This is a genomic window from Campylobacter concisus (genome assembly GCF_001891085.1).
In the GTDB taxonomy this organism is placed as follows: Bacteria; Campylobacterota; Campylobacteria; order Campylobacterales; family Campylobacteraceae; genus Campylobacter_A; species Campylobacter_A concisus_O.
In genome coordinates, this window is record NZ_JXUP01000003.1 from 35,966 (window position 1) to 49,616 (window position 13,651).

Here is a 13,651-nt window from a genome sequence, read left to right on the forward strand (position 1 = left end):
AAATTTGTGCCTATTTTTGTAGTTTGTCTGCCATAAATTTATATGGTGTGTAATAGGCATGTGATGCAATAATATTAGTAAAAATTTTAGATAAAAGAAAGTAAAAATGCCACAAAGTAGATGTGCTCATTGTAGATTAAAATTTGATGAAAGCGTGATGATCTCAAATGAAAGTGGACTTAAATTTTGCTGTGTTGGTTGCAAAGGCGTTTATGAAATTTTAAATGAAAATGGGCTTAGCGAGTTTTATGAACGTCTTGGTAAAAATACACTTACACCGGCAAGCAACGGTGCAAATATCAAAAATTTAGCAGCAAATTTTAGCGAGCTTGTGACAAAAGAGGGCAACTTTAGTCAAATTTCATTTTTAATTGATGGTATCACTTGCTCAGCTTGCATCTGGCTACTTGAAAAGGCGCTTTTTAGCTTGCCTGGCGTCTTGGAGGTAAATATCAACTCGCTTAACCAAAAAGCGGTTATTGTTTTTGATGAGCAAGAGCTTTTTGTAGAGCAAATAATTGAAAAAATTTATGCTGTTGGCTACGTCCCAAAGCCATATGCTACGAGTCAAAAAGAGGACGAGCTAGCTAAGAAAAGAAGAGATTTTTACACAAAAGCGCTAGTTGGTATCTTTGCTACGATGAACATTATGTGGCTAGCCATTGCTCAGTATAGTGGGTATTTTAGTGGCATAAGAGGCGATATAAAAGATATTTTAAGCTTTGCGCAGTTTGTATTAGCAACGCCTGTGCTTTTTTATACTGGTAGCGAGTTTTTCAAAGGGGCAAAGATAGCCATTAAAAACGCTTCGCCAAATATGGATCTGCTTGTTATCACCGGAGCTAGCATTACCTATATCTACTCCATTTTTGCGATGTTTACGAGAAGTGGCGAGAGCTATTTTGACTCGGTTGCGATGATCATCACCTTTGTTTTTGTCGGTAAATTTTTAGAAATATTGGGCAAGAAAAAGGCGCTTGAGACTTCAAATTTCTTAAATGATATGCTGCTTGCAAAGGTATGCATTTTAGAGGATGGCAAGGATGTTTTAAAAGAGCCAAGAGATGTAAATTTGGGCGAAAAGATCGTACTTAGATCTGGCGAGAGGGCGCTACTTGATGGAGTAGTGCTTAGTGGCGAGGCAAGCGTTGATAGCTCAAGCCTAACTGGAGAGAGCCTGCCTGTGACCTTGGGAGTGGGGCAAGAGGTGAAAAGTGGCATCATTTGCCAAAATGGACAAATCATCTATGAAGCAAAGGAAATTTTTAAAAATTCTTATCTAAATCAGCTTATAAATTTGCTCCAAACTGCAGAGCTAAAAAAGCCAAATATCGAGCTAGTAGTCAATAAAATCGCTTCTAAATTTTCTCTTAGCGTGCTGACGTTAGCATTTTTTACATTTTGGTTTTGGTACTTTAAATTTGGCTTTTCAGAAGCCATTGTCACGGCTGTTAGCGTCATCGTGATCGCTTGCCCTTGTGCGCTTGCGCTTGCCACGCCAGTTAGTAGCGTTTGCGCCCTTGGTGTGGCTTTTAAAAATAGAGTGCTTTTTAAGGAGGCTAAATTTTTTGAAAGCCTTGCAAAGTGCGATGTAGCGGTATTTGATAAGACTGGCACGCTCACAAAGGCGGAATTTGAAGTTAGTGATTTTTTCATAAAAGAGAGCATAAACTTAGATGAAATTTATTCGCTAGCTCTTATATCAAATCATCAAATAAGCGTGGCAGTGGCTAAATTTCTAAAGCAAAAAGGCGCAAGGAAAATAGAGCTTAAAAATACAAATTTAAGCGTGGCAAAGGGTGTTGAGGCTGAAATTTCAGGTAAAAAATTTTATGCAGGAAGCAAACGATTTTTAGTTGAAAATGGTATTAGTTTTGATGAAGCTGAAGAAAATGTGAGCTTTTTTGTGGGACTTAATGGTGAGCTAGTGGCGAAATTTTACCTAAAAGATAGTATAAAACCTGAAGCAAAGACCTTGATAGACGAGCTAAAGAATGCCAATATGAAAGTGTGTATCTTAAGTGGCGACGTGCAAAAAGTGGTAAAAAATGTGGCAGATGAGCTTGGCGTGAGTGAGTTTAGAGCAGAGATGTTGCCTGAAACGAAAGCTAAATTTATAAGCAAACTAAAAGAGCAGGGCAAAAAGGTGCTAATGGTAGGAGATGGCATAAACGACGCAGCAGCACTTAGCCTTGCTCATGTTGCCATTTGTATGGGAAGCGGGGCGGCAATAAGCTTAGAAAGAAGCGATGTAGTGCTACTTGATGATAGTTTAAAAAGTCTAGCAAAGGCCATAAAAATCTCAAAATTTACTTACAAAACGATAAAGCAAAATTTGCTCTTTTGTCTTCTTTATAATGTTCTTGCTCTGCCATTTGCCGTATGTGGCTACGTCATTCCGCTATTTGCTGCACTTTTTATGTCGCTTAGCTCGCTAAGTGTTATCTTAAACTCGCTTTATATTGTTAGAAAATTTAAGGAAAAATAATGGATAGCGCGACACTTGCGATGCTAGTTTTTATCTCAGTTTTGATGGGGGCATTTTTGCTTTTTGGCGTGCTTTGGGGGATAAAAAATAAGCAATTTGAGGACTACCGAAAATTTTTGGACGGAGCAAATTTAGACGATGAAGATGCGCTAAATGAAGCTTATGAGTTAGAGCTTCGCAAAAAAGAAGCCCTAAAAAAAAGAGCAGAATCTAATAAAGATAAAATTTAACCCTCAATCGTTGGCTCGCCAAAAAGTCTATTTGCCTCTTTTAGAACCCCTTGTTCTCTTTGTCTTTGAAGCTCTTCTGGCGTTTTTGGCTCTTTATTTAGCATCAAAGCAAAGTTATTTTTCTCGTTTTGCAGCTCGCTTTTTATCTCGGTTTTTGGCTCATTTTTAGTTTCAACGTTATTTGCATTTAGTCTTGAAATTTCCTCATCAAGCTCGTCTAGTTCGCTTTTTTCATTATTTTCTAAAGAGGCTTTAGGCGTCTTAGTTTGTGCTTTTTGCTCATCACTCTTTGCATTTACTATCTTCGCATTTTGTCCAAAAAGCGTACGCAATATCTCATTTAAAATTTTCCAATTTTTCTTAAAATATTCAAGATTTTCATCTTTTGCATTTACTATCAGTCCAAGCTCATTGTTATTAAAAAAGCTAAATTCTACAAATTCTTTAAAAAACTCACCAAGATCGTAATTTCTATCATAAATTTTTGTTAAAAAGAGTTCGTATGGACCTTGCATTTTAGCAGGAGCTGCTTGGCTTTTTTGAGTGATGACTTCTGTGATTTGAGTGGAATTTTCGCTATTTTTTGAGATCACTTCATTTATAGCGTCATCGATATCTTGTAAATTTAGTGCTTCTATCATCATAAAAAGCATTAGCATTAGCACAAAGCCATTATCGCTACTTACATTTAGCATACCTTTAGCTTGTGCCAAAATCCTAAAAAATCTCTCATAAACAAGTAGTGAAATTTTTGAGTCGTTTTCTATAAATTTTTGCTTTAAATTTGCCAAAATTTCATCTATTATCATCTCTGGATCGTAGCTTTCAAGTTCGCTTACAAGCACTCTGATAGCATTTTTATCATGATTTAAAACATGAGTTATTATCTCTTCGATCTTTTCTGGGTCAAGAAGTCCTAACATCGATGCTACGCCATTTGCCGTGACATTATTTGCCCCGTAAATAATAGCTTGATCAAGAAGCGTCAAAGTATCTCTTAGCGATCCTCCGCCACTTCTTGCTAAAATTTCAAGCGCCTCTTTTTCGTAGCTAATGCCTTCTTTGCTTAAAATAAACTCAAGATGTTTAATGATGCTGTATCTGCTTATCTGTTTAAATCTGAAATGCTGCGTTCTTGAAAGTACCGTTGTTGGGAGTTTTAATGGATCAGTCGTCGCTAGGATAAATTTTACATAGCTTGGCGGCTCTTCAAGCGTTTTTAAAAGAGCATTAAATGCCTCTTTGGTTAGCATGTGTACTTCATCGATTATAAAAATTTTATATCTTGCCATTGCTGGAGCATATTTTGTTTGTTCTATTAGCTCTCTTATGTCATCTATCTTTCTGTGGCTAGCTGCGTCCATTTCGATGATGTCCATATGTCTTGACTCATTTGCCATTATGCATTGTGGGCATACTTCACATGGTTTTGAAGTAGGTCCTTTTTCGCACACTAAAGCTTTTGAAAATATTCTGGCACTTGAAGTTTTTCCACTTCCTCTAAGTCCGGAAAATAGATATGCGTGGCTTATGCGACCCTCGTCAAGTGCGTGTATAAGACTTTTACTAACTGCTTCTTGACCGATAAGTTCATCAAAATTTTTAGGGCGATATTTTAAAGCTAGTGCTTGCAATGCGGTATCCTTTTTATAAAGTTCAAGGATTTTATAAAAAAAGGCATAAATTTATGATTATTTATATATTTAATTGTCTTTAAAATTTTTATAGATTTGCATAAAATTTCTAGTGTATTTGCAAAAAAATATAAAAAATTATCCCTTTTTATAATGATCTATAGCCGTATAGATTTAAAATTTATAATAAAAATACATAAAATTTTATGTTAAATATTTTGTATTTTTGTATGAATTGTGCTTGGTATAAAAAGCCTTGGCATGTGCGCCAAGGCAAAATTTTAGATTAGCAAGAGAAGCAAGTTTTAAACTCATAAGCGGTTGGGCGCGCTTCGTAAGGCCAAACTTGAGTTTCAAATTTAAAGTGCTGATAGGTATCTATGAAAAGATCGGTCATTATTGGTTTTAAGTATTCATTATCGCGAATTAGCGCTTCAAGGCTACCACGAAGTGTGTGTGGCAGCTGCTCTATGCCACGCTCTCTGATCTCATCTAGGTGAAGTTTAAATAAATTTTCATCCATCGGACCAACTGGCTCGTATTTGTTTTTGACGCCGTCAAGTCCTGCCATTAGCATCGCTGAGAAGGCTAGATAAGGGTTTGCTGTGCTATCTGGAAATCTCATCTCGGCCCTAACTGACTTTTCGCCTGAACCATAAGGTATGCGGATACTTGCTGAGCGGTTTTGGCTAGAGTAGGTGAGGATAGATGGCGCTTCAAAGCCTGGGATTAGGCGTTTGTAGCTGTTTGTGCTTGGGTTAGTAAAGGCTGCAACGCTTCTTGCGTGCTTTAAAACGCCACCAATGTAGTATCTTGCGAAATCACTTAAATTTGCGTAGTTGCCTTCTTTGTAGAATAAATTTTTACCATCTTTCCAGACTGATTGATGCACGTGCATGCCGCTACCGTTATCGCCGTAAAGTGGTTTTGGCATAAATGTAACTGTCTTGCCGTTTAGGTGAGCGACCATGCGAACGACGTATTTGTAAATTTGAACGTTGTCAGCAGCTTCGACTAGGTTGCCAAATTTTACGCCGATCTCGCCTTGACCTTGTGCGACCTCGTGGTGTCCTAAAAATACTTCAAGGCCAACTTGCTCTAAAACTTGCATCATCTCGGCTCTTAGATCTACCATGCTGTCGATTGGCTGAGTCATCAAGTAGCCGCCTTTTCTGCGTGGGCGATGACCTGTGTTGTAGCTATCTTTGAAGTCAGTAGCATCGTTCCACTCGCCTTCCTCGCTATCTACTTGATACATCGCGCAGTTTGGGCTATCGATGATTTTGACGTTGTCAAAGACAAAAAATTCATTCTCAGGGCCAAAATACGCCTCATCGCCAAGACCGCTATCTTTTACGTACTGCATTGCTCTTTTTGCGATCGAGCGAGGGCATTTTTCATAAATTTGACCTTTGTAAATGTCGTAAATATCGCAAAAAACAACAACTGTAATATCAGAAGTAAATGGGTCTAAAAATGCAGTTGTAGCTTCTGGCTTCATTATCATATCGCTCTTGTCAATCGGTTGCCAGCCATGCATAGAGCTAGCATCCATCGGGATACCATTTATAAAATTTTCTTTCGTAACAGCTTTTATGTTGTAGCTAATGCTATGCCAAGCACCACCTAAATCAGTAAATCTAAAATCTACAAATTTGACTTCATTTTCTTTACAAAAATCAAAAAAATGATCTATATTTTGGACGAATTTTCCCACTTTTTTCTCCTTTTAATTTTTAAATTTTTCGTATTCTATCATAAAACCTAATATTTAAGATTAAATTTATATTTTATTTGAACCCAATCTAAAATTTTACTAATTCTCTATCTCTATTTTTAAAAATAGCACATTTTGAATAACCTAAATCTCTAGCTATTTGCTCGCAAATTTCACCATTTTTACCGATATCTTCTTTTGCGTGAGCGTCTGAGCCAAAGGTGATGGTTATATCTTTTTCGGCTATTAGTTCAAGTAAATTTACGCTTGGATACTGCTCGCCGATAGGTTTTCTAAAGCCAGCGGCATTTATCTCAACAACTAAATCTGCTTCTTCTATCGCATTTACTGCATTTTTAGCCAAAATCCTAACATCCTTTTTTGGTAAAAATTTAAAAAGTTTTAAAAGATCGATGTGCCCCATAATGTCAAATTTGCCAAGCTTAGCCGATCTTTCTACATGATCAAAATACTCTTGCCAAATTTGATCCAAGTCTTTGCCCTCGTAGCCACCGATAAAATCTGGATTGTCAAATGCCCAGCCATTAAAAAAATGCACGGAGCCTATTAGATAATCAACCTTTCTAGCAAAAACTCGCTCATCCATAAATCCATCTAAAAAATCCATCTCATAGCCAAGCAAAATTTCTATCTCACCGCTAAATTCATCTCTTAAACGTAAAATTTCTTCCTCGTAGCCTTGCATTTCATCAAAGCTCATTCTGTAAGCTTCATCGTAGTTCATCGGTGCGTGATCACTAAAACCAAAGTATTTTGTGCCAGCTTTTATTGCGTTTTGTACATACTCTCTTGGCTCGCCAACTGCGTGTTTGCAAAGTGGAGTGTGGTTGTGAAGATCGACGGTCATTTTTAGCCTTTTAAGGTCGTTTATTTTTAAAAATGCTATCTAAAAATTTATAAATTTAAAGATAAAAGCATTGCCTTTAAACTTACTTTTTATTTAAATCCTATATAATCAAGCCAAATTTTATTAGGAGCTTTTATGACCCAAGAGGAACTTGACGCACTTATGGCAGGTGGGCTAGATGATGAGTTAGATAATGCTAAAGAAGATGCTGGCCAAGAGGTTGCGGACGTCAAAGAGGATACGAACGAGGTAACAGAAGTTGCAGAAGCAATCGATACTAAAGATGAGCCACAGTCAAAATCAGAAAGTAATTCAAAGAATGCAGAAAATTATAGAGTAAGTGCAGATGGCGTTTGGCCACCACCACCACCAACGGAAGATCACAAAATGGTTCATCAGCTTGACGATGTGACAAGAGATAGCGAAGAAAAAGCTACTCAGATGTTTGATAAGCTTGAGACGATAAATAACTTTTTTATGGATGCTGAGAGCGACTCAAACAGCCTAAAAGACGCGATAAACTCAAACATTGAGCTATTTACGACGCTAAGTGAGAAATTTCCAAATATCTCTGCATTTAGCGAGGCTTTGGAGAAAAATAACTCACTTCTTGGCACGATCGATAATATCATCGGAAATTTACAAATGGGACAAGATGAGATCATGATGGCTATGGATATGATGCAGTATCAAGACATCCATAGACAAAAGATCGAGCGTGTTATCAACGTTATGAGGGCACTTAGCAAATATATGAATACCTTGTTTGAAGGTAAAATTGATGATGATAAGCGTGTTAGCTCTGCTGTTCACATCGCTGGTGATACAACGACTGAAAATCTTGTCAGCAACGACGATATCGAAGCCTTGATAGAAAGTTTAGGTAAAAAATAGTGCTAAAAAGGCCTGAGCTTTTATCTCCAGCTGGAAATTTAACAAAACTTAAAATAGCCCTTGAGTATGGAGCCGACGCTGTTTATGGCTCGGTGGCTAGCTTTTCACTAAGAACTAGATCGGCAAGGGAATTTAACCTTGAAACATTCAAAGAGGCGATAGACTACACACACGAAAAGGGAAAGAAATTTTATGCGACCATAAATGCCTTTCCTTTCAATTCTCAGATCGAGCCACTAAAAAGGCACTTGCAGACTATCTCGGCAATGAAGCCAGATGCTTTTATTATCGCAACTCCAGGCGTTATGAGTTTAGCAAAAGCCATCGCTCCTGATATCGAGATACATCTCTCAACTCAGGCAAACGTTATGAATGTGCTTGATGCAAAAATTTATCACGATATGGGTGCAAAACGTATCGTCGTAGCACGCGAGATGAACTTAAAAGATGTCATAAAGATAAAAGAAGAAATTCCAACTCTTGATATCGAAATTTTTGTACATGGCTCAATGTGTTTTGCTTACTCTGGTAGGTGCTTAGTAAGCTCAGTGCAAAGCGGGCGTATGTCAAATCGCGGCAGCTGTGCCAACGACTGCAGGTTTAAGTATGAACTATACGCTAAAAACGAAGAGAGTGGCGTGCTTTTCCGCTTAGAAGAGGATGAAAATGGCACTCATATTATGAACTCAAAAGATCTTTGCCTCATCTCTCACATTCAAGAGATCGTTGATAGTGGCGTAATAGATAGCCTAAAAATAGAAGGTCGCACAAAGAGCGAGTATTATGCAGCCTGCACAGCAAGAGCCTATAAAATGGCGATAGATGATGCCATGGATGATAAATTTGACGCGCAAATTTATGAAAACGAAATAAATACGCTGAAAAATCGTGGCTTTACGGATGGCTACTTGGTGCATAGGCCTTATGAGAGAATAGATACACAAAATCATGTTAGCAGCCTAGAAGAGGGCACACATCAGGTAAATGCAATAAGCAAAGATGGAGAATTTTTTAAGTGTAAATATAAAATTTTTCCAGGCAATAGCTACGAGATCGTGGCTCCTACTGGATCGGTTATAGAAGATAGTGAAAATGAAATCTCAAAGGTTTATTCACAAGAGGGCAAGAAATTTATCAAATTTAAGCAGCTCATCACCAAAAAAGGCAAGATTATGAGTGAAATTCATAGCGGCAATGAAAATGAGATAAGCCTTGGTGTTAAGCTACCAAAATTTAGCTTTTTAAGGGAGAAAATATGAAATTTATTTCTATTATAATGGGAAGTAAAAGTGACTATGAGATCGTTAGCGAGGTGGCAAAAACTCTTGAAAAATTTGGCGTAAAATATGAACTGATAATCAGCTCAGCCCACAGAAGTCCAAAAAGAACTAGTGAGTACGTCGCAAATGCTGAGAAAAAGGGTGCAAAGGTCTTTATTGCAGCTGCTGGTATGGCGGCTCACCTAGCTGGTGCGATTGCTGCAAATACAACAAAACCAGTGATCGGCATACCAATGGCAGGTTCGGCCCTTAGCGGTGTTGACGCACTTTACTCAACTGTGCAAATGCCAAGTGGCATGCCAGTGGCAACCTTAGCTATCGGAAAAGCTGGAGCGATAAATGCGGCCTATCTTGCGGTGCAAATTTTAGCCCTTGAAGATGATAGTCTAGCAAGTGCTCTAAAAGCTGACAGAGAGGCGAAGATAAAGGCTTTAGAGGAAGACTCTTCAAAGGTTGAAGTGATACTGTAAAAAGGAGAAGCGGTGCAGACCTATCTTGGAGTTGATGAATTTTGCAAACTTGTGCACTTGGAGCGTGAAGTTATCGAAGATATGATAAATCGTGGCGTTTTGAAAACCAAAGAGGAAAATGGAGAAATTTTGATAGAAGCGAGCGAAGGAACGATGAGCGTGGTGCCTAGTGTTTCGCAAAATTTATCTATGCAGCCGCAAAGCCAAGATGGTATCAGCTTTGTTGAAAAGACGATTGGAACGATATTAAATTTACACGAAAAGGTGCTTGACGCAAAGGATGAGACGCTTGAAACCTTAAGAAATGAGAATAAATTTTTAAAAGAGGCGCTTATTTCGATGCAAGAGCTCTATGACGAAGATAGAAAAACGGTAGAGACTCTTACAAAACAGCTTAAAATTTCACAAGATGAAGTTGAATTTTTAAAACGAAAATACAAACTCATGTGGAACCAAGCGGTTGAAAATTTTAATGGGCAAAAGTAGTTTATGAAGATTATAAATTTAGAGGATAGCTTTGAAATTTACGGAGTAAAAACTCGTACTAAAAATGAAGATGAGATAGGCATCAATGGTAAAATTTCAGCTTTATGGTCTAAATTTATGAGTGAGCACTACGATGGCAAGAGTGAAATTTATAGCGTTTACTGCAACTATGAAAGCGATTTTGATGGACATTACGATAACTTCATCGGCACAAGATTAAGCCACAAAAGTGATGAAATTTTAGAGATAAAAAGTGGCAAATACGCCGTTTTTAGTTTTGCAAGAGAGCCGCAAAATGTTGCAAAATTTTGGGGTGAAATTTGGAAGTATTTTGAAAGTAGTGAGTCAAAAAGAGCTTATGAAACGGATTTTGAGCTTTACGGCAGCGATGAGATAAAAATTTTTATATCTATTTTAGGTTAGAAAAAAATGAATAAAAAAAACAATAGTTCAATCTTAAGTTTTATTGAAAATTTTGGTAACAAATTACCGAATCCAACTATGCTTTTTATATATCTTTCGATTATTACGATAATAATATCGTTTGTGTTAGAAAAGATGGGGGTTGGTGTAAGCTATCAAGCTATCAAAGATGGACAAATATCACAGCTTAATGCAAATGTTATAAATTTGCTTTCTGCTGATAGTCTTAGATCTTTTGTTTCGTCTGTACTTAAAAATTTTACTAATTTTTATCCTTTGGGAGTAGTCTTTGCGATTATTCTAGGCATTGGTATTGCAGACAAGTCTGGACTTTTATCAGCACTTATGACAAAGATTGCCTTAAAATCTTCCAAAATGTGGGTAACTCCAATCGTTATTTTTCTTGGCGTAATGTCAAATGTTGCTTCCTCGGTTGGCTATGTCGTGCTAATCCCGCTTGGAGCTATTTTATTTGCTGGATTTGGTCGCCATCCAATTGCTGGATTAGCTGCTGCTTTTGCTGGTGTTAGCGGTGGCTGGTCGGCAAATTTATTAATCGGTACAAATGACCCGATGTTTGCGGCATTTTCTATGCAAGCAGCTAGCGTGTTAAATCCGGATTATGTGGTACTAGCAACTGCAAATTGGTACTTTATGATAGCTTCAACATTTTTGATCGTATTTGTTGGCTGGTTTGTAACGGATAAAATCGTAGAGCCTAGGCTTGGTAAATTTGATTTTTTGGGCGATTTTAGCCTAAAAGAGCATAGCGAGATAAGTGCAGAGCAAAAACGTGGCTTAAAAATTTTCACTAATAGCATTGATTGTTTTTGTGATTTTATTGCTTATGGCTATTTTACCTTCAGGCTCTTTATTTGGGGCAAAAGGCAATGATAGCTTTATGAAATCTACTTTTATGCATTCTATTGTTATTTTTATGATGTTGCTTTTTATAGTGGTAGGCGTAGCTTACGGTGTAGGTGCTAGGACTATAAAAAGCAGTAATGACGCCATAAAATTTATGGAACAATCTATTTCTGAGCTATCAGGGTTTTTGGTCTTGATATTTTTTGCAGCCCAGTTTACATATCTTTTTAATACCTCAAATATTGGGCTAGTACTTTCTATAAAAGGTTCTATTTTTCTAAAAGAGGTCGGACTAACTGGACTTAGTCTTATCATAGTTTTTATCTTCTTGATTGCTTTTGTAAATTTATTTATAGCTGTTGATTCTGCAAAGTGGGCGATGATGGCTCCGATTTTTGTACCAATGTTTATGAATCTTGGACTCTCGCCAGAGCTTACACAGGCTGCTTTTAGAATAGGCGACTCTACTACAAATATCATAACGCCTTTGATGCCATTTTTTGTTTTGATAGTAGCTTTTATGCAAAAATACAATAAAGAGTTAAAAATCGGATCAGTAGTTTCCATTATGCTTCCTTATACGGTTGCATTTTTAATTTCTTGGACAGCGCTAATGTCATTTTGGTACATTTTTGATCTACCATTAGGACCTGGCGCAGTTATACACTATGTAAAGTAAAATTTTAAAAGGAAAGCAATGACATTTTCACAAATAATATTAACCCTTCAAAACTATTGGCAAGAGCAAGGCTGCGTGATACTCCAGCCATACGACATGCCAGCTGGTGCTGGTACTTATCATCAAGCGACATTTTTAAGAAGCCTCGGACCAAAGCCGTGGGCGACTGCATACGTAGCTCCAAGCCGCCGTCCGACTGATGGCAGATACGGCGAAAACCCAAACCGCCTTGGTGCTTACTATCAGTTTCAAGTGCTCATAAAACCAAGCCCAGAAAATATCCAAGAGCTTTACCTAAAAAGCCTTGAAAGACTTGGTCTAAATTTGAAAAATCACGACATCCGTTTTATTGAAGATAACTGGGAGAGCCCTACACTTGGCGCTTGGGGGCTTGGCTGGGAGGTTTGGCTAGATGGCATGGAGGTTACGCAGTTTACATATTTTCAACAAGTTGGTGGCATCGCATGCGAGTTGATCTCTGGTGAGATAACATACGGCCTTGAGCGCTTAGCCATGTATCTCCAAGACGTAAATAGCGTGTATGACATCGTTTGGGACGACTCTAATGGCAACATCGTAACCTATGCCGACGTGCATAAGCAAGGAGAGTATGAGTGGAGTAAATATAACTTTGAAGTAGCAAACGTAGATATGCTTTTTAACCAGTTTGAAAACGCATTTAACGAGTGCAAACGCTGCTTAGAGGCTAAAATTTCACTACCAGCTTACGACTACTGCATGCTTGCGGCTCACACATTTAACGTCCTTGATGCGCGTGGGGCGATAAGTGTTACACAAAGGCAAGATTACATCCTAAAAATCCGCGAGCTGGCCAAAGAGTGTGCGTTAACATATAAAGAGAGTTTAGAGCAAAAGTAAAATTTTATGAAAATAGCTGAAATTTATAAAATTCTAGATGAAATTTGCCCATTTGCGAGCCAAGAGTCTTGGGATAATACTGGCCTTCAAGTTGGCTCATTTGATAGCGAATTTGAGCGAATTTATCTAAGTCTTGATTTAGATAGCGAACTTTTGCAAAGTGTATTGCCAAATTCGCTCATCATCACTCATCATCCGCTCATTTTTAAGGGGCTAAAAAGCCTAGACTACAGCCTTTATCCAAGCTCAATCATAAGAGAGATGATGATAAAAAATATCTCGCTCATCTCGCTTCACACAAATGCTGACCTTGCATTTTTAAATGAAAAATTTGTGATGCAGGTTTTGGGGCTTGAAATTTCAAACAAAGAGGGCTTTTTGATCTATGCTGATGTGAAGATGAAATTTAGCGAGCTTTGTGAATTTGTAAAAGAAAAACTTGGGCTAGAAAATTTAAGAGTAGTTCATGCAAAAGATGAAATTTTTAAAATTTGTATCTGCACTGGAAGTGGCGGAGATCTCATACAAGAAGTCAAAGCAGATACCTTTTTGACAGGCGATCTAAAGTATCACCAAGCTCTTTATGCAAAGGAAAACGGGCTAAATTTAATCGATATAAATCACTATGAAAGCGAACGTTATTTTGGTGATTTTTTAGCAAAATATTTGCAAAATCTGAAAATTGAAGTTATAATACGCAATTCTAAAAATCCATTTACATATTGCTAACAAAAAA

At 37.5% G+C, this 13,651-nt stretch carries 14 protein-coding genes; 11 read left to right on the forward strand and 3 right to left on the reverse strand.

Annotated elements, in window-relative coordinates:
- The first annotated feature begins 106 nt into the window (after positions 1 to 106).
- Together TH67_RS02205 and ccoS are read left to right on the forward strand one after the other, a co-directional pair.
- The gene (locus tag TH67_RS02205; protein WP_072594168.1) at positions 107 to 2,488 is read left to right on the forward strand and encodes a heavy metal translocating P-type ATPase; all 2,382 of its coding nucleotides are present in this window, start codon (positions 107 to 109) and stop codon (positions 2,486 to 2,488) included.
- The gene (ccoS, locus tag TH67_RS02210) at positions 2,488 to 2,718 is read left to right on the forward strand and encodes a cbb3-type cytochrome oxidase assembly protein CcoS (RefSeq protein ID WP_072594169.1); all 231 of its coding nucleotides are present in this window, start codon (positions 2,488 to 2,490) and stop codon (positions 2,716 to 2,718) included. The genes TH67_RS02205 and ccoS overlap by 1 nt, the downstream gene beginning before the upstream one ends.
- Here ccoS and TH67_RS02215 read toward each other — a convergent pair.
- From TH67_RS02215 to TH67_RS02225, 3 genes are all read right to left on the reverse strand, one after another.
- Positions 2,715 to 4,352, reverse strand: a complete 1,638-nt coding sequence (locus tag TH67_RS02215) for a DNA polymerase III subunit gamma/tau (RefSeq protein WP_072594170.1) — start codon at positions 4,350 to 4,352, stop codon at positions 2,715 to 2,717. The genes ccoS and TH67_RS02215 overlap by 4 nt on opposite strands.
- Before the next feature lie 286 nt (positions 4,353 to 4,638).
- A complete protein-coding gene (gene glnA, locus TH67_RS02220) occupies positions 4,639 to 6,069 on the reverse strand; it encodes a type I glutamate--ammonia ligase (protein WP_054196569.1) in 1,431 nt (476 codons plus the stop codon).
- 88 nt (positions 6,070 to 6,157) lie between these two features.
- Positions 6,158 to 6,937: a histidinol-phosphatase gene (locus TH67_RS02225; RefSeq protein WP_072594171.1), complete on the reverse strand. Its 780-nt coding sequence runs from the start codon at positions 6,935 to 6,937 to the stop codon at positions 6,158 to 6,160.
- Positions 6,938 to 7,072: 135 nt separating this feature from the next.
- On the opposite strand from TH67_RS02225, the gene TH67_RS02230 reads away from it, so the two are divergent.
- The 9 genes from TH67_RS02230 to TH67_RS02265 are packed head-to-tail and all read left to right on the forward strand — an operon-like array spanning position 7,073 to position 13,644.
- Positions 7,073 to 7,831 carry a chemotaxis protein gene (locus TH67_RS02230; protein ID WP_072594172.1) on the forward strand — a complete coding sequence of 253 codons (759 nt, stop codon included), beginning with the start codon at positions 7,073 to 7,075 and terminating at the stop codon, positions 7,829 to 7,831.
- Positions 7,831 to 9,090 (forward strand): peptidase U32 family protein, encoded by a 1,260-nt coding sequence (locus TH67_RS02235; RefSeq protein WP_072594173.1) that lies wholly within the window; start codon positions 7,831 to 7,833, stop codon positions 9,088 to 9,090. The genes TH67_RS02230 and TH67_RS02235 overlap by 1 nt, the downstream gene beginning before the upstream one ends.
- Positions 9,087 to 9,581 (forward strand): 5-(carboxyamino)imidazole ribonucleotide mutase, encoded by a 495-nt coding sequence (gene purE, locus TH67_RS02240; RefSeq protein WP_072594174.1) that lies wholly within the window; start codon positions 9,087 to 9,089, stop codon positions 9,579 to 9,581. The genes TH67_RS02235 and purE overlap by 4 nt, the downstream gene beginning before the upstream one ends.
- 12 nt (positions 9,582 to 9,593) lie before the next feature.
- Positions 9,594 to 10,067 (forward strand): DUF3972 domain-containing protein, encoded by a 474-nt coding sequence (locus tag TH67_RS02245; RefSeq protein WP_072594175.1) that lies wholly within the window; start codon positions 9,594 to 9,596, stop codon positions 10,065 to 10,067.
- A 3-nt stretch (positions 10,068 to 10,070) separates the two neighbouring features.
- Entirely contained in the window at positions 10,071 to 10,490 is a 420-nt protein-coding gene (locus TH67_RS02250; RefSeq protein ID WP_072594176.1) for a GyrI-like domain-containing protein, read from the forward strand.
- A gap of 6 nt (positions 10,491 to 10,496) precedes the next feature.
- Complete coding sequence (locus TH67_RS10560; protein ID WP_257638016.1) at positions 10,497 to 11,384, forward strand: AbgT family transporter; 888 nt, start codon at positions 10,497 to 10,499, stop codon at positions 11,382 to 11,384.
- On the forward strand, positions 11,338 to 12,036 hold the full coding sequence (locus TH67_RS10565; protein WP_257638017.1) for an AbgT family transporter: 699 nt from the start codon (positions 11,338 to 11,340) through the stop codon (positions 12,034 to 12,036). Before TH67_RS10560 ends, TH67_RS10565 begins: the two co-directional genes overlap by 47 nt.
- An 18-nt stretch (positions 12,037 to 12,054) precedes the next feature.
- Entirely contained in the window at positions 12,055 to 12,915 is an 861-nt protein-coding gene (gene glyQ, locus TH67_RS02260; RefSeq protein WP_072594177.1) for a glycine--tRNA ligase subunit alpha, read from the forward strand.
- Positions 12,916 to 12,921: 6 nt separating this feature from the next.
- The gene (locus TH67_RS02265) at positions 12,922 to 13,644 is read left to right on the forward strand and encodes a Nif3-like dinuclear metal center hexameric protein (RefSeq protein ID WP_072594178.1); all 723 of its coding nucleotides are present in this window, start codon (positions 12,922 to 12,924) and stop codon (positions 13,642 to 13,644) included.
- Positions 13,645 to 13,651: the final 7 nt, after the last annotated feature.

Bases quoted from the DNA above. Each gene is read 5' to 3' on its own strand.
- TH67_RS02250 (WP_072594176.1), top strand. From the start codon at position 10,071: ATGAAGATTATAAATTTAGAGGATAGCTTTGAAATTTACGGAGTAAAA.
- purE (WP_072594174.1), top strand. From the start codon at position 9,087: ATGAAATTTATTTCTATTATAATGGGAAGTAAAAGTGACTATGAGATC.
- TH67_RS10560 (WP_257638016.1), top strand. From the start codon at position 10,497: ATGAATAAAAAAAACAATAGTTCAATCTTAAGTTTTATTGAAAATTTT.
- TH67_RS02265 (WP_072594178.1), top strand. From the start codon at position 12,922: ATGAAAATAGCTGAAATTTATAAAATTCTAGATGAAATTTGCCCATTT.
- TH67_RS02225 (WP_072594171.1), bottom strand. From the start codon at position 6,937: ATGACCGTCGATCTTCACAACCACACTCCACTTTGCAAACACGCAGTT.
- glyQ (WP_072594177.1), top strand. From the start codon at position 12,055: ATGACATTTTCACAAATAATATTAACCCTTCAAAACTATTGGCAAGAG.
- ccoS (WP_072594169.1), top strand. From the start codon at position 2,488: ATGGATAGCGCGACACTTGCGATGCTAGTTTTTATCTCAGTTTTGATG.
- TH67_RS02205 (WP_072594168.1), top strand. From the start codon at position 107: ATGCCACAAAGTAGATGTGCTCATTGTAGATTAAAATTTGATGAAAGC.
- TH67_RS02230 (WP_072594172.1), top strand. From the start codon at position 7,073: ATGACCCAAGAGGAACTTGACGCACTTATGGCAGGTGGGCTAGATGAT.
- TH67_RS10565 (WP_257638017.1), top strand. From the start codon at position 11,338: ATGGCTATTTTACCTTCAGGCTCTTTATTTGGGGCAAAAGGCAATGAT.